This window comes from Bacillus sp. MZGC1 (assembly GCF_002998605.1).
Classification (GTDB): Bacteria; Bacillota; Bacilli; order Bacillales; family Bacillaceae; genus Bacillus.
The window spans coordinates 137,007-155,312 of the sequence record NZ_PVRE01000002.1; the positions used below are offsets into that span (position 1 = coordinate 137,007).

The window sequence follows — 18,306 nt, forward strand, 5'->3', positions numbered from 1 at the left end:
TTGGAAACGTTGGGAAAATATGTTTGTTCTACTGTTTCAGCGGTTATCTATTAAAAAGGAAGTGTGCTTTTTTTCTTATGATCCATTTTCGGACAAATATTCGATACCCGAAAATCCTTAAAATAGGTAGAAACGTCTAGCATCTATTTCGAATTTCGATATAAAAAAATATTATTTTTTTTGTTTTTGTCATTTAAAAAGAAGAACCTGTTACAATAACAGGTTCTTTAAGAAGGGGAGGATTGAGTTAAATGGCTGACCACGTTGTAATCAAGGACCTTCCATTCACCATCTTTCCATTCCACATAATTTAAGCAAGCATTGACAAGTCTCGTGTTCTCTAGACCCAGATGTTCATCCGCTAAGGTGGTAAGTAAAGCATGGATAGCAGCGCCGTGTGCCACGATCAGGACTTGTTGATTTGGATAGGCTGCTCTGACTTTCTCAATGCCTTCTACCATTCGATCTTGAATCGCCTCAAGCGGCTCCATGTTTGGATACTGTTTATCTGGAAACAGCTTTTGGCGCTCCTCAAACGACATGCCTTCAGCGTCACCATAATCACGTTCAATGAAATCATCCATGATGACAAGAGGCGCATCTACATGTTTTAAAATCAAGTGAGCCGTTTCTTTTGCCCTTGTGAGTGGACTGGAAATGACAACATCCCAATGGACATTCTTTAAGTAAAGTCCCGTTTGTTCAGCCTGCCATTTACCAGTGTCGTTTAAAGGGATATCTGTTCGTCCTTGAATTCGTTTCGCTGCATTCCAATCTGTTTCCCCGTGTCTGACTAGGCAAATTGTTGTCAAGCAAATCCCGCCTTTTCTATCTTTTCTTCTATTATACTAAAGCAGAAGAAAAAAGACTGGATCAGCGATTTGTGAGACTTGTTAAGGATTCGACTGAGCTGGCAACTTGGGACACCGTTTGTTTGACTTCCTTCAATTCGTTAAGGAAGGTTTGAAGGTCGATTTCAATTTTTCCATTTTGGTTTTTACTTAAGTTCATGCTGCTGACGATATCATCGAAGAGCGAATTGATTTGAGTCATTTTTTCTTTACTGTCTGTCACGAGTAAATTCACGTCCCCAATGTGCTGAGACACAATGGAGATTTGTGAATTGGTATTGTTGACGAGTTCAGACACGGTTGAAACCGTTTTCTTTGTGTCCTCTGACAATTTACGAACCTCGTTTGCGACGACAGCAAAGCCTTTACCATGTTCACCAGCTCGTGCAGATTCGATTGAGGCATTTAAAGATAACAAATTCGTCTGCTCTGCAATGCCTGTGACAATCCCAAAGATTTGTTCAATCTGTTTGGCGATTTCTTCTAAACGCTTAATTTCTGTTTCAATCTTTGTCATGCTGCCATCAATTTGGTTCATTTGTGTTTGTTGAATTTCTAATTCTTTTTTACCGCCGATCGATTTTTCCTCGACCTGTGCTGAAATTTGCGTTCCAGCTTGCGACATGTCCGCCATCTCATCAGATTTTGATACAAGCTTGTCCACTGCATTTGTTGTGTTTGAGAAGAGAGAAGCAAGCGAATTTGATGTTTCTGTGATTTTTGTATGAAGCTCCTGCTGCTGCTGTTCTGCTTCATCACGAATTTTAGAATATTCATTTTGGAATGTATCCAGGACAAGCTGCTGCTCTAAATTTAAGATTTTCGTCGTCGCTTTGACTGCTGTCTGATATTCTTTGAAATCTTGGATATGCTGAGCAAATAAATCCATAATCGATAGCAGAAGATCCTGGAATGCTGCCATATACCATTTAGGCTGGAGGCCAATCCGTAAATGAACTTGCGCAATTTTAATTCGTTTTGCCAGATAGGCTTCATCAACCACACCTGCAAACATTTCACTAATATGAATGCGGAGTGTTTTTTTCAAACGTTCGACAGAACTATTATCTTGAATGATATGCATCAAGGAAGATTCGACTTCTAAATTTTTATAAAATTTATCAACGATATGTGCAATATCCTCCTGAACAATTGGATTGAGCTGTTTTAGAATAAAGAGGTCATGCTGCGTCAGGTCTATCATTTTGATTTGTTTCGCGATATCCGTATTGTTTAAAAAGTTGATTCGTTTTATCCCATCATCCTGCTGTGTGAAAAAAGCAGTGTTTTTTCTTTTCGTCTCTTTTTTAAATAACAATGTTTTGGTCCCCCCATAATCATCACAAATTATCAGACTTTATATTATTTATCGGATAATATTGGATTTTTTAAAGGGAAACAGTAAAATTTTACTGTTCTTTATAAGACCTTTTTAGTGGTTTCTTTGCTGGGCCTTCTACTACCTCTCCAGTAATGGAAAAACGTGAACCGTGACACGGGCAATCCCAAGTGCGGTCGCTATTATTCCAAGCGACTTCACAGCCCAGGTGAGTACACGTTGTATCCACAAGAAAGATATTCCCGTCCTCTGATTTAAAGGCGCCGCATTTTTTATGTTCGTAAGATACAATGCCGCCTTCGCCTGGCTTTAAATCATCAATTGTTTGATCGGTTCGTTTTAATTTACCACTGATCAGCTTGGCAGCGACATTGCTGTTTTCTTTAATAAAATCTTTGACGAAAGAGTCAGAAACAGGTCTTGATGGCGTAAAAATCGATTCGTATGGATTCGATTTTCCCTCAATCAAATCACCGATAAGAGTGGCTGCGACATGGCTTGTCGTCATGCCCCATTTTCTAAAACCGGTCGCAACGAAGATATTTTGGTGGTGTTTGGTCAGGCGGCCAATGTAAGGGATTTGATCCATTGTGACCATATCGTGTGTCGACCAGCGATACAGCACCTCTTCAATTCCAAGGGTGGCGTCTCCAAACCTTTCTAATCCTTCATAGTGAGCAGATTCAACCCCGCCTTGTCCAGTTTTATGGCCTTCTCCTCCGATGAGAACCACTTCCTCACCATGCCATTCTGCGGTTCTTAAAGAATGAGCAGGCTGGTCGATTCCTAAATACATCCCGTCTGGAAGCGGCTTCGTTGTTTTGGCTGCTACCACATAAGATTGTTCTGGGTGAATTCGTGTGAAATAAAGTCCTTTCCCGTCATAAAAAGGGAAGTGCGAACAGGAAATGATATAGCGTCCTGTCAGGTGATGTCCGTCTTGTGTGACGACAGCAGGCCGGTTTCCTTCTTTCACGTCAACAGCAGTTGTCTGTTCATAAATACGTACACCTCGCTCTAGGAGCTGGTCGATTAGTGCATTTAGATAATGAAGGGGATGAAACTGTGCCTGCTGCGTCATTGCTAGGGCAGCTTTGATGTCAGCATCAAAAGGAAGCGCTGTTTTCCATTCTCGGTCAATCCCAAGCTGTTTGTAGGCATCTAATTCCTTCTTTAACTTTTTTACACCGCTTTCTTCCTTTGTATAAAGGTAAGCATCTTTTATCTCTAGCTGACAATCGATGTCGTACTCTTTGACACGAGCTTGAATCAGCTCTTTTGCTTTCTCGTTTGCTTCTACATACAATCGAGCTTTGGGCATGCCAATTTGCTGAATCAGCTCATGGTAGTACACATCGTGCTGTGAGGTAATCTTAGCTGTCGTATGTCCGGTCGTACCTTGCAGCAGTTGATCGGCATCAATGAGGATGACATCCAGCCCGCGCTCTGTCATTTCAAACGCAGTAGCGATACCGGTAATACCGCCGCCAACAATGATGACATCTGCTGTGAGATCCTCATGTTTTGCAGGAAAAGAATGCTTCTGGCTTTCTGCTATCCATAACGATTTTGCCTGTTCCGATCCTTTATGTTCTTGTTTCATGTTGTCGCCTCCAGTTAGTGACTTGTTGTGTATAATTTTTCCACAATAATGAAAATCATACATTTGAAAGGAAACAAGTTCGACATACATAAAAAAATAACCAACACATAAAAATAAACAAGATAAAAGGAAGGAGTGGACAGACGTGTCAACAAAGCAGCCGAAGAAAACATTGCCGCCTCAGCATCAAAATGAACGTCCAGGTCTGGAATATAAAATGAACCCTAGACCTGTTTTTGATCGAGAGGTGCCGGATAAAAAGTTAGCAGGGAAAACAGCCATTGTGACAGGTGGAGACAGCGGGATCGGAAGAGCAGTCTCGGTCTTGTTTGCGAAGGAAGGAGCCAATGTCGCCATTGTTTACTTGAGTGAACACCGCGATGCAGAGGAAACGAAGGACTATATTGAAAAGGCGGGAGGCCGCGCCATTTTAATTGCAGGTGATTTAGGAGATGAGGCGTTTTCAAACGAGGTCGTCAAAAAAACGAAGGATGCTTTTGGTTCCATCGAGATTTTGGTGAACAACGCCGGGGAACAGCATCCGCAAAAAAGCATTGAACAGATTACCTCGCATCAGCTTCTTCGAACATTTCAAACGAATATTTTTGCCATGTTTTATTTAACAAAAGCGGTTCTTCCTCATTTAAAGAAAGGAAGCAGTATCATTAATACCACATCTGTTACAGCCTATAAAGGGCATGAAACCTTGATCGACTATTCATCTACAAAAGGGGCAGTCGTGACATTTACGAGATCATTATCTTTATCGCTCATTAAACAGGGGATCAGAGTGAATGGGGTAGCCCCAGGGCCTATTTGGACACCGCTCATTCCATCGACCTTTACGGAAAAGGAAGTCTCAGAATTTGGCGGAGATGTTCCAATGGAACGTCCTGGTGAGCCAGTAGAGCTTGCGCCGAGCTATTTGTTTTTAGCGAGCGAAGACTCCTCTTATATGAATGGACAAATCCTGCATGTAAATGGCGGAACCATTTTAAATGGATAAACAAAAAACTTGCGGTAAAGAGACGAGTTGCTGTCTCTTTGCCGCAAGTAAAATCATCATGATTGATGTAAGCAGTGTTCTGCATATTGAGCTGACAGGTCGTTGAATCGCTTTACATCACGCTGATCCAGCGCCTTATCAATCTCTTCTCTAAGGAAGGTTAAGCGCTGTTTATAAAGCGCCTCATCTAAAACCATTTGAATATAGATGTCTAAAATAGTGACGCCGTTTTCTTCGGTTTTTTGGGTGTTGCGGGACTTCATGAGCTCAGCATACGTTTTTTTCTCTTTCATAAAGAATCCCCCCGATGCCTTTTTTATAGTATATGGATTGGCGGAGAAAAAATCAACAAGAATTTATAATTTTTAGACAATTTATTTTTGAGCGAAATCGACATCTCTTGTCCGATCGACAGGATGTGATATATCATTAAAAAAGGCTTTTCGATAGATCGAATGGACTAAAAAATACGATAAAAAGATGATTTTTAATAAATTTTGAAAAAATCCTGTCGTTTCTTATATGTTGGTGATAGATTAATAGTATCTAAAATAACCAAAAATTAACACAGGAGGAAATGAAGTGTCAGGAATTAGTGAAACACCTTTAGATTCATACGTCATTAATCAAACAACAATGGCGGTCCTTCCGGTTGAAGAAGGAAAAAGAGTATATTCAAAAGTCATAGAAAGAGAGACAAGCTTTTACGTTGAATTAAAGCCCCTGCAAATTATTGAACGCAGTTGCAGATTCTTCGGCTCAAGCTATGCGGGCAGAAAAGCGGGAACATATGAAGTAACAGGAATATCTCACAAGCCTCCGTTAAGGAATAAAAGGCTCGATATATAAGGGATTGGGGGCACAAATGAAAATTTTTGATGCCCTTTTGATGCCAAAACAATTTCAAACGGTTCTCATAAGGTCTCCAAACATCTTTGAAGCCTCTTTTTTCCTATCACTGGTAATGTGTAAATAAACTAATCGTGTTATTTTATCTTCAGTATGTCCTAAACGGGCCATAATTCTATGAAGATCTACACCGGCTTCTGCAAGCAGCGAAGTATGCGTGTGTCTAAGAGAATGCGGTGTTAATTTTTTTTTAATACCTGACTTTTTCAAAACAGTATTGAAACGATGTTCAATCGTTTTGACAAATGGGGGATAACCATAATACTTTGTTCTCTTCATTCTCCCGAAAATAAAGTTACCATCGAACCATTCATCTTTAATCGCAATTTTAACTGCATTTTGATTAGCCTTGTGAGTTTTTAAAATTGAAATTACTTCCGGTTCTATATCAATAACCCTAATGGAACCTTTTGTTTTTGGAGTTAAAATTTCAAATTCTTTAGTATTGTCCTTATCATTAAAATATGTTTTTGTGATACTGATACTGTTGTTTTCAAAATCCACATCACTCCATTTAAGTGCTGCTAATTCACCAACCCTCATGCCTGTCCAAGCCAATAGGAAGAACATTGTGAAATATTCATGATCGAAATCTCTATTAGCTGTGTCCAGAAAAGTTTTGAGTTCAGTTTTTTCAAAGTATTTATCTTCGATTGATTGGTTTTCTAACTCCTCAACGGTTTTAATGTCTTTAGGTAATTGAGCGAATTCTGTCGGATCATCTAAAATGATTTTTTGTTGTCTAGCCCTCCTGAAAACCATTTTAGCTACAGAGTGTATGTTGCTAATATTTCCTTTTGATAATTCTCCTCCTTCTTTTAATTTCACTAACATTTTTTGATAGTCCTTATCAGTTATTTCTTTAACTCTTTTATGACCAAGGTGTTTATTTAGGTGTTTAATTTCTTTTTTCCTAGTTCGTAAAGTGCTGTTTTTAACTCCAGACAGTTTGTATACTGAGTGCCATTCGTCGCAAAGCTCTTTGAAAGTTATTTTGTTCTTCATATCGAGTTTAACTTTACCAAGAATATACTCCATTTCAGCAGCAGCTTGTTTGGCATCTTTTTCTCTCAAAAAACCACGCTTTGGTATCCGTTGTCTTTTACCTGTTTTGGGGTCAATTCCATTTTCAATGACATACATCCATCGGATGCCTTTTTTTGTTTCATACTTTTGAATACTTGCCATGTTAAAAATCCTCCTCAATTAATTTGTTTTAAGGAATTCTCATATAAAGCAAAAGCAAAGCTTTTCCTTCTAAACATTTCTAAGCGCGCAGCGGCAAAAGAATAAGTCACATTAAAGGTGTCTCCAATTAGCTTTATCGCTTCAGATTGCAAAGAAGGCAGGTTCAATTTTTGAAGCATAAAGGAGGGCACACAGAAATGATACATAAAACTATTAGCCTGATATTCTTGCAATTCTCGAAAGAGCTTGTGCATATCAAACTGGTTGCCATAGTGCTTAATTACATGACACAGTTCGTGACCAAATTCTTCCCATTGTTGTTTTTTGTTTAAACGTTTATCAATGACCATGCTGTACGAGCCATTCACACAGAAAACGATGCTAGGCCTTCTTTCAAAGTGAAGCCATATTTTTAGTGAAGCTGCCATAAGTTCCATGTCAATTGATTCTGGCGTAAGCATGTTTATTTTTGTGTATATTTTCTTCACTTCTTCTTCTAAATGAGATAGTCCTTTCATCTAATCACCCCTAAAATAAGAATGTATGTTCTGTTTTTATTTGAAAAGAAAAGCCCTTTAATAGGCTAATCTTCAATTTCAGGTGCTTTTGCAACCAATTTTGCTTTACTTATTTCATTTATCTTATTTGAAGGGAAACCAGGTATAGCTAATTCAATACTTGTTTCCTTTTTCGGGAGAATTTCTGTTTCATCATTTGAACTCAGAAACATTACACCTAGAAATTTATCCTCCTTTGAATATAGGGCTGCTGCTACTTCTAATGCAGAAGCATTTTTATTTGTATTGTTTTTTAATAATCCAGTAACCTTTACATCTCCGCCCCAGTTGTCACTCGTTATTACCTTTTCTTTTGATGGAATCAAATTAATCATATTATTTTTTACAGTGACAGGTGAAACCTCAATTTTAATGTCATCTAAATTTTCCATTTCTTCAGTTGCATCATCTTTTATTCCTAAATAAGAAGTTTCTCCTGGTTCTATAATAGATGGGGAAATGTTTGTGTATAGTTGGTTAGCCTTCGTAACCCCTAAGACTTCTTTTTCTTTATTTAAATATGTAATTTTTGTGTTCGTTACATCTACTGTAGTGTTTCCAGTGTTTTTTATAACTGCATATGTGTTTATTTGAGTTAAGCCACCGATAGAATCGTCTGTCCATATGTATGCTGCTTTATCAGCAACTTTAGTCTTAACGATCTCTTTTTTCTCATTTGTTTCTTCTTTTGTTTTTTTGCTAGTCTCCCCGGATGTAGATGAGTTACCACAAGCAACTAATAGAAATGATAGAAAAAGTACAGAAAGAACGGTTGAGATATTTTTCATATTAAATTCCCCTTAAAGTTTATTATGAGTGATCTTTATCTCTCTTTAGAGATCACATAACCTCATTCAATAATTCAACAAAAAACGAAAATATTAACATTCTAAGGTGTGGTTTCAACTGTAAAAATTACAGCACAACCCTCAGTTGAGAAAGAAATGATTGTAGACTCTACTGTAATTTTTACAGTTGAATGATCGTTCAATTGTAGGTATTACTGTAAAAATTACAGCAGAACCTTCAGCATTAATTAAACAAAACTAAACAAAGAAATATAAACAAAAGAATAATTAATATATTTGTTTAGTTTTTTGGTTTACGATCTTTCATCTGCTCTTTCTGTTTTATGTAATTGATGAAATTAATCGTTTCTTGTCTAGCTTCTTTGGAAAAGTTGGAAACTTCATTGAAAGCGATTTGCAAATCAGAATCATATACATTATGACTCGAAGCAATATTTTCAGTTCTACCAAGAAGAAAATCTGTTGTTGTATTTAATACATCAGCTAAATCTTTAAGCATGACATTTGAAGGTGTACTATGTCCGTTTTCATAATTGCTTATAGTTCCTTTTGTTGTTTTAAGACGTTTAGCTAGTTCTTCCTGTGTTAATCCTTTATCTTTTCTGACACTCTTTATTCTTTTAGAGAGCATGACAGTCCCCTTCAACTAATAAGCATCTATGGATATTGCAATGGTTTTGTTTAATTTTATTTTTTTTTAAAAGTGCGGCCGCTTTTCTTTTCTTTTTCTTTAATGTAATTGATAAAGTCTATAGTTTGTTTTCTAGCTTCTTCAGAAAAATCAGAAGCATCTTTGAAAGCAATTTGTAAATCCGGGTCATCAATTTCATTAATAGTCTCATTTTCATCAAATGACGGATTATTTGTTCTTCCTAGTAAGTAATCAGCTGTAGTTTGTAAAACACCCGCTAAATCAGAAAGCATCTCAGTAGATGGTGTACTATATCCAGTCTCATAGTTTGAGATAGTAGTCTTTTTTGTATTAACTTTTTCTGCTAACTGGGTTTGAGTTAAACCTAGTTGAATTCTTCGCTTCTTTATTCGTTCAGGTAGCATACCCACCACACCTATCTATCATAATAGTTCAAATATATTGTACATGAATATAGTGGAAAATAAACATAAGTCCAAGAAAATCAAACTTAACCATTGACATCCAAGTTGTTTGGATATAAACTGATGTTAATAATCCAACTTACTTGGACGATAGGGGGTGACTTAATGAAGAATCAAAACTTAATTTTGGCAAGGAAAGCTAAGGGATATACACAAGATGAACTCGCACTAATTTTGGAATGTCAAAAGACAACTATTAGCAATTGGGAGAATGGTGTATCAAATCCAACATTACCATTAGCTTTCAAATTGTCTGAGGTACTTGGATGCGATATAAATAATCTTTTTTTAAATCTTAGAGTCCAAGAATCTCAGACAAACACAGCGTAATTCAAAATGAAAGGAGCAAGAACATGGAAAAAAGCAACGTAAGTCTTCACGTAACAAATCAACATGAATTGAAAGAGCTGCTCGATAAGGCTGGGTACCAAATCGAACAACTCAAACAAACACTTAGTCAAATTGAATCATTTACACCTAATGTGAAAATTGATTAAAAACCAAGCTTTCTAGCCACATACTCAGTACCAGCTGTATTAAGCATTTCTCTCCATGAACTGAATTTAGTGTTATTTAAAACATAATCATCTAATTCATTTTCAGGTATTTGATCTAAGTTTTCATGCTTTGAGAAAACCTCTCCACTTTCAAATTCATTGTAGGATGAAAAATTAGTGTTTTTTCTCAAAAAAGCATCTGTAAACAACTCTTCAAAAGGAACTTCGTTAGATCCTTGAAGATCATCAGCAGCCTTAGACATTTTTTCGAGTTGTTTTTCAAATTCTTTAAACCCCTTGATTTCCATATGTTTCACCACCTTTCAGAGATAATATCGGCTGAAAGGTAGAAAAATCCAATAGGAGGTTATGACATGCCACAGACAGTAATCACTTTTGACGAAATGACAGCCACCGTGTTTCAAGATCAAATGCAAAAGTTGTTTCAGGCAGCTTATGAAAAAGGCGTTGAAGACGGAATGAATAAAAACTCGTACCCGCCTTTACTGACAAACCAGCATTTACAAGAAATCTTTTCAGCTTCAAGAAGCCCTGTATGGAAAATCACATCAAGGCCTGATTTTCCAAAATTCAATGAAATTAGCGGTCGTTACCCAAGAGATCTAGTGTTTCGATGGATTGAACAAAATTCCTCATACATTCAGGAGGTAACAGCATGAACAACCCACAGTTATTCAAAAATGAAATGTTTGAAGTATCAGTAAAAATCGAAGGTGATCTAATCATTTTTGATGCTGAACAAGTTGCGAAATCTCTAGGGTTTATCCAAGAGAAAAATAACAAACAGTACATTCGATGGGAGCGAGTGAATGAATACCTTCCGAAAAATTCCCCAGAAGTGGGGAGAGGTGATTTCATTCCTGAACCACTTGTGTACAAGCTGGCATTTAAAGCATCTAACGAAGTTGCAGAACAATTTCAAGATTGGCTAGCAATTGAAGTCATACCTTCAATTAGAAAAAATGGTCACTTTGGTGTTCCTAAACCTTTAACCGAAAGAGAGCAGAGAATAGAGTCTCTTAAACTCTTATTAGAAACATCACAACGGCAGGATGAAATGAATAAAAAAATCAGCACTCATGAAAAGAAAATCCTTGAATTGAACACCAAAGTGGATGAGCAGATCACAATTGATCATGGTGAACAAAGACGTATTCAAAAAGCGGTCGCTACTAGAATTTACAGTTTCACAGATGACAAAAACGAAAGAAATCGACTTTTCAAAGAGCTTTATCGTGAGATCAAAGATCGCTTCGGTGTATCAAGTTACAAAGATGTAAAACGAAAAGACATGCAAGCTGCCGTGAATTACATCGTTAACTGGGTTCCACGCAGGGTTTCCTAGATCCTGCCGTGTCCCTTCATTAATAAATTTTACCAATAAAAATCGAATAAAGAAGGATGGGAACAAATGCAGAACAGCCCGTATAATCAGCGGAATTTACCTGAAATCATGAGGAGAGTAAGGAAAGAAGCCGGATATTCACAGTATCAGCTAGGCAAATTAATTGGAGGGCGTGATCAGCGTAATGTATCAGACATTGAAAATGGTTATGTCAGACCTACACCTGAATTGTGCATCAACTGGTTCAAAGCTTGTGGAGCATATGAACACATTGACCTTGTTCATTTCATTTTCAAGCTTCATCCAATGGCAGCCGCTCCAATTAATCCCGCCTTGAATGATTGCGCTCATAAGGCCCTGATCAACTTGGTGCAGGAAATGAAAGACGCACAAAAGGCTATCGGTGAGCTTGCCGAATGGTTGAACAATACCCGCCCGGGAAAACATGGGGAGCTTCCGATGCAAGCGATAAAACAGATTTATGATCTGACGCAGGCAAACAAAACGCTCATGTACTCAATGGCTCGTGAGTTTGACTTGAAGATACAAGACCTGACGGAAAAATGGTCGAAAAAAGCCATTGTCGCAGAGGTAGCAATGCACAAAAGGCAAGATAGGGAGGCAGTTCTAGCATGAGCATGATTGAAAAACAGTTTTTGAAAGAAGATTTATCGAAAGCAAAAGCCAAAATTGATTCCATAAACCAGCTTTTACACCTTGCTCACCAAGCACTAACAGATGGTGATTATGACGAACTAGCAAGTCTAGGTGGAAGCGTTGAAATCATTAGTGAGGATCTAATGAGGATGGGAAACAAGGGTCTTTTAATTAATAAAGCCAAGGAAATCCAACAGAAATATGGTGTGCGTCTTGAGCTTGTCAAACGCAACGAAGGGACTGAAACCATTGAATATTGAGCATCCGATGGTAACGCAGATTAATAGTTTTGGTTATCCAAAGAGTCATTGGAAAGATGAACATGAAAGAGACGGATATGAAGAGGAAGACGATGAAGACAAATAAAAAAACCCGCTTGGCATAGCGAGTTTTAAGGTGTACTGCTTCGATTAGGTACCGACAGTATACCAAGAAAACACATGAAAATCAATGACGGAGGTATACATGATGGAATTATCAAAAAATCATCTGCAAATAATGAAAGACATTGGAGAAGGCGCAACAATTTGGGGTTTCATGGAAGCTCACTTATTAAGAGAGGTTCAAGCGTTTGATCCATCATTTGTTAAATTGGTGCCGCTTGACGAACTGGAGCAATATGATCCGAGCATTGCTGGATTAACAGGAGCAGACCAGCTTCCTTATTTCGGAGCTGTTCTGACAAGTGATGGTTTTGCCTACCTTGATAGAAACAAAAACAAACTATCTGAGGAAGGTGATTCAGATGAGTAAATATCAAATCAGCTTTGACCATCGCCGTGAAGCGCAGGAGCGTTTAGAGCAAGCAGGCGGTTGGATCGACTACAAAAAGGGACAACCTGTGTTCAACTTTCCGAACGCTCAAGCAAAACAAAAATACATTCAATTGGGGCAGGCGGCTTATCGCAGAAAGGTGGAAATGTAATGAATGGTTTAACCAATATTGATTACTCAACATATATGCCACAAGGAAATGCAGCACCTTCCGTCACAACAGAAGCAATGGTGAGCAGGCAGGCGCAAGAGGTTCAGGCGGCGATGGTGATAGCAAAAAAATTTCCGAGAGACGTCTATGCTGCATTTGAGCGAATTAAGAAAGCATGTGAAAGAAAGCTGTTAGCTGAGAGTGCTGTTTACGAATACCCAAAAGGTGGATCGAAAATTTCGGGTCCTTCTATCCGGCTTGCTGAGGCTTTGGCTCAGAACTGGGGGAATATTGATTACGGGATAATTGAGCTAGAACAAAAAGCGGGTGAATCGTCAGTAATGGCGTATGCGTGGGATCTTGAGACAAATACACGACAAACAAAAATATTCACGGTAAAACATGAACGGAAAGCTAAGGGAACCGTAACTAAGTTGAATGATTCGAGAGATATTTATGAGCTTGTGGCTAATCTAGGGGCACGCCGTGTTCGTGCCTGCATTCTTGGAGTAATACCAGGAGACATTGTAGATGCCGCTGTTGATATGTGTCAAAAAACATTGATTAACGGACATAAGGAGCCGTTAGAGGACCGTTTGAGAAACGCCTTATCAGCTTTTAAAACTGAATTTGGTGTTACTAAAGAAATGATCGAAGAATATGTAGGGAGCAACTTGGATGCTTTTACTGAGCAAGATTATCTCAAGATTGGTCGTATTTACACTTCCTTACGTGATGGTATGGCAAAGAAAGAAGATTACTTCAATGTGAAGGTTAGCAGTGCCACCAAGTCAAAGGCAGAAGAAGATTTCCAAAAACAGAAGGAACAAAAAGAAAGCAATAAAAAGGCGGGTGATCCTGTAAATGGGGATTCCGGTGATCAATCAAGATAACTATTACTCTAATGAGATAGATAAAGTCTACATGTCTAATTCTCAATATAAAAGTTTCTTAGAGTGTGAGGCGGCTACGATTGCAAAGATTAACGGAGAATGGAAGCCGCCGTCCTCTGAGGCTCTTCTATTCGGACAGTATGTTCATGCTTGGTTAGAAGGTGAAAAGGCATTCGATTCCTTCAAAATGAATACACCATCATTATTCACTCAAAAGGGCCAGCTGTACAAGCAATATCAATTAGCTGATCTCATGATTGAATCAATTCAAAACGATGATCTGTGTATGTTTGTTCTTCAAGGAGAGAAAGAAGTCGTTGTTACTGGTGAATTGTTTGGTGTTCCGTGGAAAGGCAAGCTCGATGTCTACAACCCAAATGGAGGACGTTTCGCAGATTTAAAGACAACACGTTCCCTTCGTGAAAAAGTTTGGGATCAAGAACTAGGCTATTGTTCATTTGTAGAGGCTTACGGATATATAGGACAAATGGCAATTTATGCAGAGTTAGAAAGGCAAATGTTTAAAAGGGATGAATGGCTTGAGCCTCTTATTGTTGCCATTTCAAAAGAAGATCCACCAGACAAAGCCGTTATCAACATAGACAATTCCAGAATGGAAGTCGAGCTTGAAGATATTGAAAAGCATATGGAGCGAATCATTCAAGTGAAACATGGCGGTGAGCCGCCAAACCGGTGCGGAAAATGTAAGTATTGTCGTTCCACAAATCAATTAAACAGGATCATTCATTTTTCGGAGCTGATCGGTTGATGGAAAAGGATTTTTTGATAAAGGTCCCTATCCCTTATGCTTACTTGTCTTTATCAGAATCAAGCAAAGATCAAGCCAGTTTGTTTAGGTCATATGTAAAAGACTTCATTAAGAGAAACGAAACTGGGCTTACTTATATCAAAATTAGCGGTATGTATGCCCTATGTAAGTTGAAAGGGCGTGAATAGATGAATTACCTGAAAGAAATAAACGGCTTCATGAGGTGGCTTGAAACAACAGAACTAAAACCTACCACTCAAGCATTGTGGTTTCATCTGATGGATATTAACAACAATTGTGCGTGGAAAGATTGGTTCACGGTGTCTAACAGTCGTCTTTATTCACGGTTAGGAGTCGCCGAAAAGACCATGATAGATCACAGGAAACTATTGATAAAACATGGCCGGATTGAATACAAGCCTAAAGGTAAATCAGCGGGCAGTTATCGCATCATAAGTTTAGAGAATACAACAAGCATTACTCCGACACCTGATGAAGAACCTAAAAAGCCAAAAGAAGAAAAACCAACAAGACAGGAGGACAAGCAACCTATGAACGCATTTGAATTTTACGAGAGCCATTTCGGCGGAACACTAAACAGTTTTATAAGTCAGCAAATAGGTGATCTGATAGATGATTTTGGAGAAGAAAACGTGATTAAAGCAATGGAGGTCACTTTGAAAAACGGCGTTCAGAACATCAAATATGTTCAGCGGGTCCTTTCAAATCAGCGGGCACAAGAAGGAGTGAAGAAAGATGCAGAGTATGGGCGATACCTTAAAGTCGTTGGAGAAAGCCAATCCAAATCTAGCGCAGAAGTTGAAAGACTCGAAGCGCTTGCCCGTGAAAAGGGCCTCTCAGGAAAGATACGAGACACTCACTGTGATTTCTGAACAACATTGCATGTATGGGAAATGCGATGGGTCGGGGTTGGTATGGATTATTGATCATGAGCAAAACAAAGAATTTATGGAAGAGTGCCCATGCAAAGAAGTAAAAAAGCTCTCAAATAGACTTATGAGCGCAAGACTACCGGAAGAGTTCAAAGACGCTTCTCTAAACTCTTTTGATATCAATGTTTATGACAAACCCGAATCAAAAGAGCGAGCAGCCAATGCGAAAAGAGTTGCAAAAAACTATGTTTTGAAATTTGAAAAAATGAGGGATCTAGGAAAAGGCTTGTATTTCTTTAGTAAGGAGAAAGGGAGCGGGAAGACAAGGCTTGCTGCCAGTATTCTTCATGCGATAACCAAAACACATGACAAGGTATACGACAAAGAAACTCAAACGTACAAACCACTTAAAATCATCTATTCGTCTACAGCTGATCTAATCGGAGAAATAAAGAGCACGTTTGATAGCGAATCAAAAGTGAAGAGTACCGACATTATGGATGCTGTCAAGACAGCGGATCTTGTTGTCCTAGATGATATTGGAGTGGAAAAGGTAACTGATTTTGTTGAAGAAACATTCACACGTATTCTTGATTACCGACTTCAAAACAAGAAACCTACGATCCTTACAAGCAATTTAAGTATAGATGATCTTGACACAGTCTATAAAAGCGGTCGGATCAGTAGCAGGATTGAAAAACTAGCGTTCCCTGTGATTATGCCAAATGAAAAGATTCGGAAAAAGATAGCGCAAAAAGAAAATGAAGAACTGCTTTTGGAATTATACGAATAAAGGAGAATGTCAGATGTGCAACACATGCAATGGCGAGAAAGTCGTCATAAACGAAAATACATTCATGGTGGGCTTCTTCCCTTGTCCTGATTGTAACACCACAGGACGCAAACAGAGCCTAAAGCCAGTCATCGAAATGTTAGATCAAATGCTTGCTAAAGCGGAAGCACTTGAAGGAAAGACAGCATGAAGGCGATGGCAGCACTAATTACTATCGCTTTCACAGCTAGATTGAGAGAGAGGAAGCTCCTGCAATGGCTGCGGGATGACGGGAGGTAGACATGACAATAGCATTCACAGTTTATGGCGAGCCAGTAGCACAAGGGAGACCAAGAGCGTCTACAAGGAATACTGGAAAAAGAAAAATCGTTATGCATGATCCACAGAAATCAAAAGATTTTAAGCATTACGTGGCTTTAGTTGCTTCACAACATAAACCAAATCAACTCATAGCGGGGCCTGTCTCAATGGATATCAGAGTATTCAGACCAATGACAAAGAAGATTTCAGATTCTAAGAAGCAAAAAGCATGTGCTGAAAAAGGAATTTTAAGGCCCACAACAAAGCCGGATGTTGATAACTATTCAAAAGGCATTAAAGACGCATTAAACAATCTAATTTACAAGGATGATAGTCAAGTAGTGGAATTGAAAGTCTGTAAGTTCTACAGCGAAAATCCAAGAGTCGAAATTATCATTACTGAATTGAAGAACTGAAAAGGAGGGCGTGAAGAAGAAATGAACGAGAAGCCTAACAACCCATATGCTGCGGGTCCGGTCATCGAGTGGAAGATGACTAAAGAGGAGCTAGAGGCGTATCTAGCCAAGCACCCGATTGTCTATCGAGAAGAACTAAAACCGTCACCAACGTTCCAGATGGATAAATGGGCATAAAAAAACACCGAAGCCGCTGCTCCAGTGCTAATTAAATCTGACACTTTAATTATAACACATGGGGGCATGAAGCGGATGAAACCAACTGAAATTAAAGACTTTGATACAACCATTCAAAGCGCAATAGAACCCGGTAAGGTCCGCATTATAGTAATAGACGGCAATGAGGGAACAGTCCATATTACTGACGCACCTGAACACGGAAAAACAATCATTCAAACTGCTAAAGGTCACTTTGCAAGAGTTGACCATGAAATAGGATACAAGATCAAATGACTTGGAGGAATTGCAATGTTATCAAAAGATCAATTAAGCGTTGAGGCCCTTTTGCATGAGGTCGAATGTTTAAAAAGAGAAATAGAGAAAAAGAATCAGCAGATCGACGGATTCTCAAAGCTTTTCTTAAACGAACTGAATTGGGAGCAGCGACATTTCGATAGAACTAAAGATGAGTTTCACAGAGGCGGATTAGCAGCCATGAAAAACATCGAGAAGCAATATGAATTTGCTTTTATGAAGCGATTGGACGGTGAAAAAGTATGAGTCTTCCAGTTGCAAAAGTCGAGTTAACTAAAGAACAAGCCAAGGCAGTAGAAGCAGGCGTGAAATATTACGAATCACACGGGATGGAACGTGGCGTTAGATTAAATAGATTGTTTGTATTTGAACACTGGCTAGTAAAAAGAGGCGACACACCACCGTGGGAACTATTATTCACACCTTTAAATGATGTTGATCCGCATGACTTAATGAGTGCTTTAACAAATGGCTATGTGGTGAAGGAGGAGCAACGATGAGTCTACCAAAACACATTGAACTGTCACAAGCGGTCAAAGCCTGCAAACATCAAGCGATCACGATTCAGGATGCTGCTGTCCATCTTAAAGTGCCGGAAAACGTTGTACCAATGCTGGTGCGTGAAAATGATGACCTTGTTATAGAGGGCAACGTGGTCATGGCAAAGCGTGAGTCAAACGGGCCTGTCATTTTCACCTTGATTGGTTTCATGGCGATTATAACGATCGCTGGATTACTAGGAAATTAAACGCCTAGCGGCTTAGGAGGAATTATCGTGAGAATAGGCAGCATGTCAACATATGAAAGTAAACCATGTGCATTATGCAATAGAAAAACTACCAGCTATAAAATCTATGAACAATCAAATATGCAATTAAGAATTCCTCTTTGCGACACAGATGAAAGAACATGCTTTGACAAAGTGGACGTTAAAGATACAGCGAC

30 protein-coding genes and 2 pseudogenes are annotated in these 18,306 nt (G+C 38.6%); 21 read left to right on the forward strand and 11 right to left on the reverse strand.

Annotated features, from left to right (window positions below; genetic code table 11):
* Window positions 1-227 precede the first annotated feature (227 nt).
* The 4 genes and pseudogenes from C6Y06_RS05735 to C6Y06_RS05745 form a co-directional block, all read right to left on the reverse strand.
* Window positions 228-812 (reverse strand): histidine phosphatase family protein, encoded by a 585-nt coding sequence (locus C6Y06_RS05735; RefSeq protein WP_106036616.1) that lies wholly within the window; start codon window positions 810-812, stop codon window positions 228-230.
* Between the two features lie 61 nt (window positions 813-873).
* Window positions 874-1,485 carry a methyl-accepting chemotaxis protein gene (locus C6Y06_RS20590; protein WP_404841025.1) on the reverse strand — a complete coding sequence of 204 codons (612 nt, stop codon included), beginning with the start codon at window positions 1,483-1,485 and terminating at the stop codon, window positions 874-876.
* Window positions 1,486-1,629: 144 nt separating this feature from the next.
* Window positions 1,630-2,169, reverse strand: a pseudogene (locus tag C6Y06_RS20595) (protoglobin family protein); the annotation flags it as partial.
* Window positions 2,170-2,260: 91 nt separating this feature from the next.
* Window positions 2,261-3,793 carry an FAD-dependent oxidoreductase gene (locus C6Y06_RS05745; RefSeq protein WP_106036618.1) on the reverse strand — a complete coding sequence of 511 codons (1,533 nt, stop codon included), beginning with the start codon at window positions 3,791-3,793 and terminating at the stop codon, window positions 2,261-2,263.
* A gap of 145 nt (window positions 3,794-3,938) precedes the next feature.
* Between C6Y06_RS05745 and C6Y06_RS05750 the strand changes: the two genes are divergently transcribed.
* The gene (locus C6Y06_RS05750; RefSeq protein ID WP_106036619.1) at window positions 3,939-4,799 is read left to right on the forward strand and encodes an SDR family oxidoreductase; all 861 of its coding nucleotides are present in this window, start codon (window positions 3,939-3,941) and stop codon (window positions 4,797-4,799) included.
* A 56-nt stretch (window positions 4,800-4,855) separates the two neighbouring features.
* Here C6Y06_RS05750 and C6Y06_RS05755 read toward each other — a convergent pair whose 3' ends face one another.
* Window positions 4,856-5,092, reverse strand: coding sequence for an IDEAL domain-containing protein (locus C6Y06_RS05755; RefSeq protein ID WP_060595937.1), 237 nt, complete (start codon window positions 5,090-5,092; stop codon window positions 4,856-4,858).
* A gap of 289 nt (window positions 5,093-5,381) precedes the next feature.
* Between C6Y06_RS05755 and C6Y06_RS05760 the strand changes: the two are divergent.
* Window positions 5,382-5,624 (forward strand): annotated as a pseudogene (locus tag C6Y06_RS05760) (competence protein ComK); the annotation flags it as partial.
* Between the two features lie 78 nt (window positions 5,625-5,702).
* On the opposite strand, the gene C6Y06_RS05765 reads toward C6Y06_RS05760, so the two are convergent.
* The 5 genes from C6Y06_RS05765 to C6Y06_RS05785 all read right to left on the reverse strand — a co-directional run bounded on the left by C6Y06_RS05765 (window position 5,703) and on the right by C6Y06_RS05785 (window position 9,318).
* Window positions 5,703-6,896 (reverse strand): site-specific integrase, encoded by a 1,194-nt coding sequence (locus tag C6Y06_RS05765; RefSeq protein WP_106036621.1) that lies wholly within the window; start codon window positions 6,894-6,896, stop codon window positions 5,703-5,705.
* Window positions 6,897-6,910: 14 nt separating this feature from the next.
* Window positions 6,911-7,414 (reverse strand): ImmA/IrrE family metallo-endopeptidase, encoded by a 504-nt coding sequence (locus tag C6Y06_RS05770; protein ID WP_106036622.1) that lies wholly within the window; start codon window positions 7,412-7,414, stop codon window positions 6,911-6,913.
* A 65-nt stretch (window positions 7,415-7,479) separates the two neighbouring features.
* A complete protein-coding gene (locus tag C6Y06_RS05775) occupies window positions 7,480-8,241 on the reverse strand; it encodes a hypothetical protein (RefSeq protein WP_106036623.1) in 762 nt (253 codons plus the stop codon).
* A gap of 301 nt (window positions 8,242-8,542) precedes the next feature.
* Window positions 8,543-8,893 (reverse strand): helix-turn-helix domain-containing protein, encoded by a 351-nt coding sequence (locus C6Y06_RS05780; RefSeq protein ID WP_106036624.1) that lies wholly within the window; start codon window positions 8,891-8,893, stop codon window positions 8,543-8,545.
* Between the two features lie 56 nt (window positions 8,894-8,949).
* On the reverse strand, window positions 8,950-9,318 hold the full coding sequence (locus C6Y06_RS05785; protein WP_106036625.1) for a helix-turn-helix domain-containing protein: 369 nt from the start codon (window positions 9,316-9,318) through the stop codon (window positions 8,950-8,952).
* 165 nt (window positions 9,319-9,483) lie between these two features.
* On the opposite strand from C6Y06_RS05785, the gene C6Y06_RS05790 reads away from it, so the two are divergent.
* Window positions 9,484-9,708, forward strand: coding sequence for a helix-turn-helix transcriptional regulator (locus C6Y06_RS05790; protein ID WP_106036626.1), 225 nt, complete (start codon window positions 9,484-9,486; stop codon window positions 9,706-9,708).
* 23 nt (window positions 9,709-9,731) lie between these two features.
* Entirely contained in the window at window positions 9,732-9,875 is a 144-nt protein-coding gene (locus C6Y06_RS20020) for a hypothetical protein (protein WP_185847329.1), read from the forward strand.
* Here the strand turns inward: C6Y06_RS20020 and C6Y06_RS05795 are convergent.
* Complete coding sequence (locus tag C6Y06_RS05795; RefSeq protein ID WP_106036627.1) at window positions 9,872-10,183, reverse strand: hypothetical protein; 312 nt, start codon at window positions 10,181-10,183, stop codon at window positions 9,872-9,874. The genes C6Y06_RS20020 and C6Y06_RS05795 overlap by 4 nt on opposite strands.
* 66 nt (window positions 10,184-10,249) lie before the next feature.
* Here C6Y06_RS05795 and C6Y06_RS05800 point away from each other — a divergent pair, with 66 nt between their 5' ends.
* The 17 genes from C6Y06_RS05800 (at window position 10,250) to C6Y06_RS05875 (ending at window position 18,109) form a co-directional block, all read left to right on the forward strand.
* On the forward strand, window positions 10,250-10,555 hold the full coding sequence (locus C6Y06_RS05800) for a hypothetical protein (protein ID WP_008348790.1): 306 nt from the start codon (window positions 10,250-10,252) through the stop codon (window positions 10,553-10,555).
* Entirely contained in the window at window positions 10,552-11,241 is a 690-nt protein-coding gene (locus C6Y06_RS05805; RefSeq protein WP_106036628.1) for an ORF6C domain-containing protein, read from the forward strand. Before C6Y06_RS05800 ends, C6Y06_RS05805 begins: the two co-directional genes overlap by 4 nt.
* 66 nt (window positions 11,242-11,307) lie before the next feature.
* On the forward strand, window positions 11,308-11,877 hold the full coding sequence (locus tag C6Y06_RS05810) for a helix-turn-helix domain-containing protein (protein WP_106036629.1): 570 nt from the start codon (window positions 11,308-11,310) through the stop codon (window positions 11,875-11,877).
* The gene (locus tag C6Y06_RS05815; RefSeq protein WP_223251435.1) at window positions 11,874-12,158 is read left to right on the forward strand and encodes a YqaH family protein; all 285 of its coding nucleotides are present in this window, start codon (window positions 11,874-11,876) and stop codon (window positions 12,156-12,158) included. The genes C6Y06_RS05810 and C6Y06_RS05815 overlap by 4 nt, the downstream gene beginning before the upstream one ends.
* A 208-nt stretch (window positions 12,159-12,366) precedes the next feature.
* The gene (locus C6Y06_RS05820) at window positions 12,367-12,651 is read left to right on the forward strand and encodes a hypothetical protein (RefSeq protein ID WP_098676744.1); all 285 of its coding nucleotides are present in this window, start codon (window positions 12,367-12,369) and stop codon (window positions 12,649-12,651) included.
* The gene (locus C6Y06_RS05825; protein ID WP_106036630.1) at window positions 12,644-12,823 is read left to right on the forward strand and encodes a hypothetical protein; all 180 of its coding nucleotides are present in this window, start codon (window positions 12,644-12,646) and stop codon (window positions 12,821-12,823) included. The genes C6Y06_RS05820 and C6Y06_RS05825 overlap by 8 nt, the downstream gene beginning before the upstream one ends.
* Window positions 12,823-13,716, forward strand: a complete 894-nt coding sequence (locus C6Y06_RS05830; protein WP_105927717.1) for a hypothetical protein — start codon at window positions 12,823-12,825, stop codon at window positions 13,714-13,716. The genes C6Y06_RS05825 and C6Y06_RS05830 overlap by 1 nt, the downstream gene beginning before the upstream one ends.
* A complete protein-coding gene (locus tag C6Y06_RS05835; protein WP_106036631.1) occupies window positions 13,688-14,485 on the forward strand; it encodes a PD-(D/E)XK nuclease-like domain-containing protein in 798 nt (265 codons plus the stop codon). The genes C6Y06_RS05830 and C6Y06_RS05835 overlap by 29 nt, the downstream gene beginning before the upstream one ends.
* Before the next feature lie 188 nt (window positions 14,486-14,673).
* Entirely contained in the window at window positions 14,674-15,378 is a 705-nt protein-coding gene (locus C6Y06_RS05845) for a DnaD domain-containing protein (RefSeq protein ID WP_106036632.1), read from the forward strand.
* A gap of 37 nt (window positions 15,379-15,415) precedes the next feature.
* Window positions 15,416-16,171, forward strand: a complete 756-nt coding sequence (locus C6Y06_RS05850) for an ATP-binding protein (RefSeq protein ID WP_189288315.1) — start codon at window positions 15,416-15,418, stop codon at window positions 16,169-16,171.
* A gap of 13 nt (window positions 16,172-16,184) precedes the next feature.
* A complete protein-coding gene (locus C6Y06_RS20025) occupies window positions 16,185-16,361 on the forward strand; it encodes a hypothetical protein (protein ID WP_189288317.1) in 177 nt (58 codons plus the stop codon).
* Window positions 16,362-16,452: 91 nt separating this feature from the next.
* The gene (locus C6Y06_RS05855; protein ID WP_106036634.1) at window positions 16,453-16,887 is read left to right on the forward strand and encodes a RusA family crossover junction endodeoxyribonuclease; all 435 of its coding nucleotides are present in this window, start codon (window positions 16,453-16,455) and stop codon (window positions 16,885-16,887) included.
* A 21-nt stretch (window positions 16,888-16,908) separates the two neighbouring features.
* A complete protein-coding gene (locus C6Y06_RS20030; protein ID WP_186304664.1) occupies window positions 16,909-17,064 on the forward strand; it encodes a hypothetical protein in 156 nt (51 codons plus the stop codon).
* Window positions 17,065-17,139: 75 nt separating this feature from the next.
* Entirely contained in the window at window positions 17,140-17,340 is a 201-nt protein-coding gene (locus tag C6Y06_RS05860; RefSeq protein ID WP_248065121.1) for an XtrA/YqaO family protein, read from the forward strand.
* A gap of 15 nt (window positions 17,341-17,355) precedes the next feature.
* The gene (locus tag C6Y06_RS05865) at window positions 17,356-17,607 is read left to right on the forward strand and encodes a hypothetical protein (RefSeq protein WP_106036636.1); all 252 of its coding nucleotides are present in this window, start codon (window positions 17,356-17,358) and stop codon (window positions 17,605-17,607) included.
* Window positions 17,604-17,861 (forward strand): hypothetical protein, encoded by a 258-nt coding sequence (locus C6Y06_RS05870; RefSeq protein ID WP_106036637.1) that lies wholly within the window; start codon window positions 17,604-17,606, stop codon window positions 17,859-17,861. Before C6Y06_RS05865 ends, C6Y06_RS05870 begins: the two co-directional genes overlap by 4 nt.
* Window positions 17,858-18,109 carry a hypothetical protein gene (locus C6Y06_RS05875; protein ID WP_106036638.1) on the forward strand — a complete coding sequence of 84 codons (252 nt, stop codon included), beginning with the start codon at window positions 17,858-17,860 and terminating at the stop codon, window positions 18,107-18,109. The genes C6Y06_RS05870 and C6Y06_RS05875 overlap by 4 nt, the downstream gene beginning before the upstream one ends.
* The last annotated feature ends 197 nt before the right edge of the window (window positions 18,110-18,306 follow it).

Excerpts from the sequence above, each read along its gene's own strand:
- C6Y06_RS05820 (WP_098676744.1), top strand. The coding sequence starts at position 12,367 with ATGGAATTATCAAAAAATCATCTGCAAATAATGAAAGACATTGGAGAA.
- C6Y06_RS05745 (WP_106036618.1), bottom strand. The coding sequence starts at position 3,793 with ATGAAACAAGAACATAAAGGATCGGAACAGGCAAAATCGTTATGGATA.
- C6Y06_RS05805 (WP_106036628.1), top strand. The coding sequence starts at position 10,552 with ATGAACAACCCACAGTTATTCAAAAATGAAATGTTTGAAGTATCAGTA.
- C6Y06_RS05835 (WP_106036631.1), top strand. The coding sequence starts at position 13,688 with ATGGGGATTCCGGTGATCAATCAAGATAACTATTACTCTAATGAGATA.
- C6Y06_RS05765 (WP_106036621.1), bottom strand. The coding sequence starts at position 6,896 with ATGGCAAGTATTCAAAAGTATGAAACAAAAAAAGGCATCCGATGGATG.
- C6Y06_RS05815 (WP_223251435.1), top strand. The coding sequence starts at position 11,874 with ATGAGCATGATTGAAAAACAGTTTTTGAAAGAAGATTTATCGAAAGCA.
- C6Y06_RS05775 (WP_106036623.1), bottom strand. The coding sequence starts at position 8,241 with ATGAAAAATATCTCAACCGTTCTTTCTGTACTTTTTCTATCATTTCTA.
- C6Y06_RS05845 (WP_106036632.1), top strand. The coding sequence starts at position 14,674 with ATGAATTACCTGAAAGAAATAAACGGCTTCATGAGGTGGCTTGAAACA.
- C6Y06_RS05830 (WP_105927717.1), top strand. The coding sequence starts at position 12,823 with ATGAATGGTTTAACCAATATTGATTACTCAACATATATGCCACAAGGA.
- C6Y06_RS05875 (WP_106036638.1), top strand. The coding sequence starts at position 17,858 with ATGAGTCTACCAAAACACATTGAACTGTCACAAGCGGTCAAAGCCTGC.
- C6Y06_RS05810 (WP_106036629.1), top strand. The coding sequence starts at position 11,308 with ATGCAGAACAGCCCGTATAATCAGCGGAATTTACCTGAAATCATGAGG.
- C6Y06_RS05825 (WP_106036630.1), top strand. The coding sequence starts at position 12,644 with ATGAGTAAATATCAAATCAGCTTTGACCATCGCCGTGAAGCGCAGGAG.
- C6Y06_RS05865 (WP_106036636.1), top strand. The coding sequence starts at position 17,356 with ATGTTATCAAAAGATCAATTAAGCGTTGAGGCCCTTTTGCATGAGGTC.
- C6Y06_RS20025 (WP_189288317.1), top strand. The coding sequence starts at position 16,185 with ATGTGCAACACATGCAATGGCGAGAAAGTCGTCATAAACGAAAATACA.
- C6Y06_RS05785 (WP_106036625.1), bottom strand. The coding sequence starts at position 9,318 with ATGCTACCTGAACGAATAAAGAAGCGAAGAATTCAACTAGGTTTAACT.
- C6Y06_RS20030 (WP_186304664.1), top strand. The coding sequence starts at position 16,909 with ATGAACGAGAAGCCTAACAACCCATATGCTGCGGGTCCGGTCATCGAG.
- C6Y06_RS05795 (WP_106036627.1), bottom strand. The coding sequence starts at position 10,183 with ATGGAAATCAAGGGGTTTAAAGAATTTGAAAAACAACTCGAAAAAATG.
- C6Y06_RS05790 (WP_106036626.1), top strand. The coding sequence starts at position 9,484 with ATGAAGAATCAAAACTTAATTTTGGCAAGGAAAGCTAAGGGATATACA.
- C6Y06_RS05780 (WP_106036624.1), bottom strand. The coding sequence starts at position 8,893 with ATGCTCTCTAAAAGAATAAAGAGTGTCAGAAAAGATAAAGGATTAACA.
- C6Y06_RS05855 (WP_106036634.1), top strand. The coding sequence starts at position 16,453 with ATGACAATAGCATTCACAGTTTATGGCGAGCCAGTAGCACAAGGGAGA.
- C6Y06_RS05755 (WP_060595937.1), bottom strand. The coding sequence starts at position 5,092 with ATGAAAGAGAAAAAAACGTATGCTGAGCTCATGAAGTCCCGCAACACC.
- C6Y06_RS05870 (WP_106036637.1), top strand. The coding sequence starts at position 17,604 with ATGAGTCTTCCAGTTGCAAAAGTCGAGTTAACTAAAGAACAAGCCAAG.
- C6Y06_RS05770 (WP_106036622.1), bottom strand. The coding sequence starts at position 7,414 with ATGAAAGGACTATCTCATTTAGAAGAAGAAGTGAAGAAAATATACACA.
- C6Y06_RS05860 (WP_248065121.1), top strand. The coding sequence starts at position 17,140 with ATGAAACCAACTGAAATTAAAGACTTTGATACAACCATTCAAAGCGCA.
- C6Y06_RS05800 (WP_008348790.1), top strand. The coding sequence starts at position 10,250 with ATGCCACAGACAGTAATCACTTTTGACGAAATGACAGCCACCGTGTTT.
- C6Y06_RS20020 (WP_185847329.1), top strand. The coding sequence starts at position 9,732 with ATGGAAAAAAGCAACGTAAGTCTTCACGTAACAAATCAACATGAATTG.
- C6Y06_RS20590 (WP_404841025.1), bottom strand. The coding sequence starts at position 1,485 with ATGGCGGACATGTCGCAAGCTGGAACGCAAATTTCAGCACAGGTCGAG.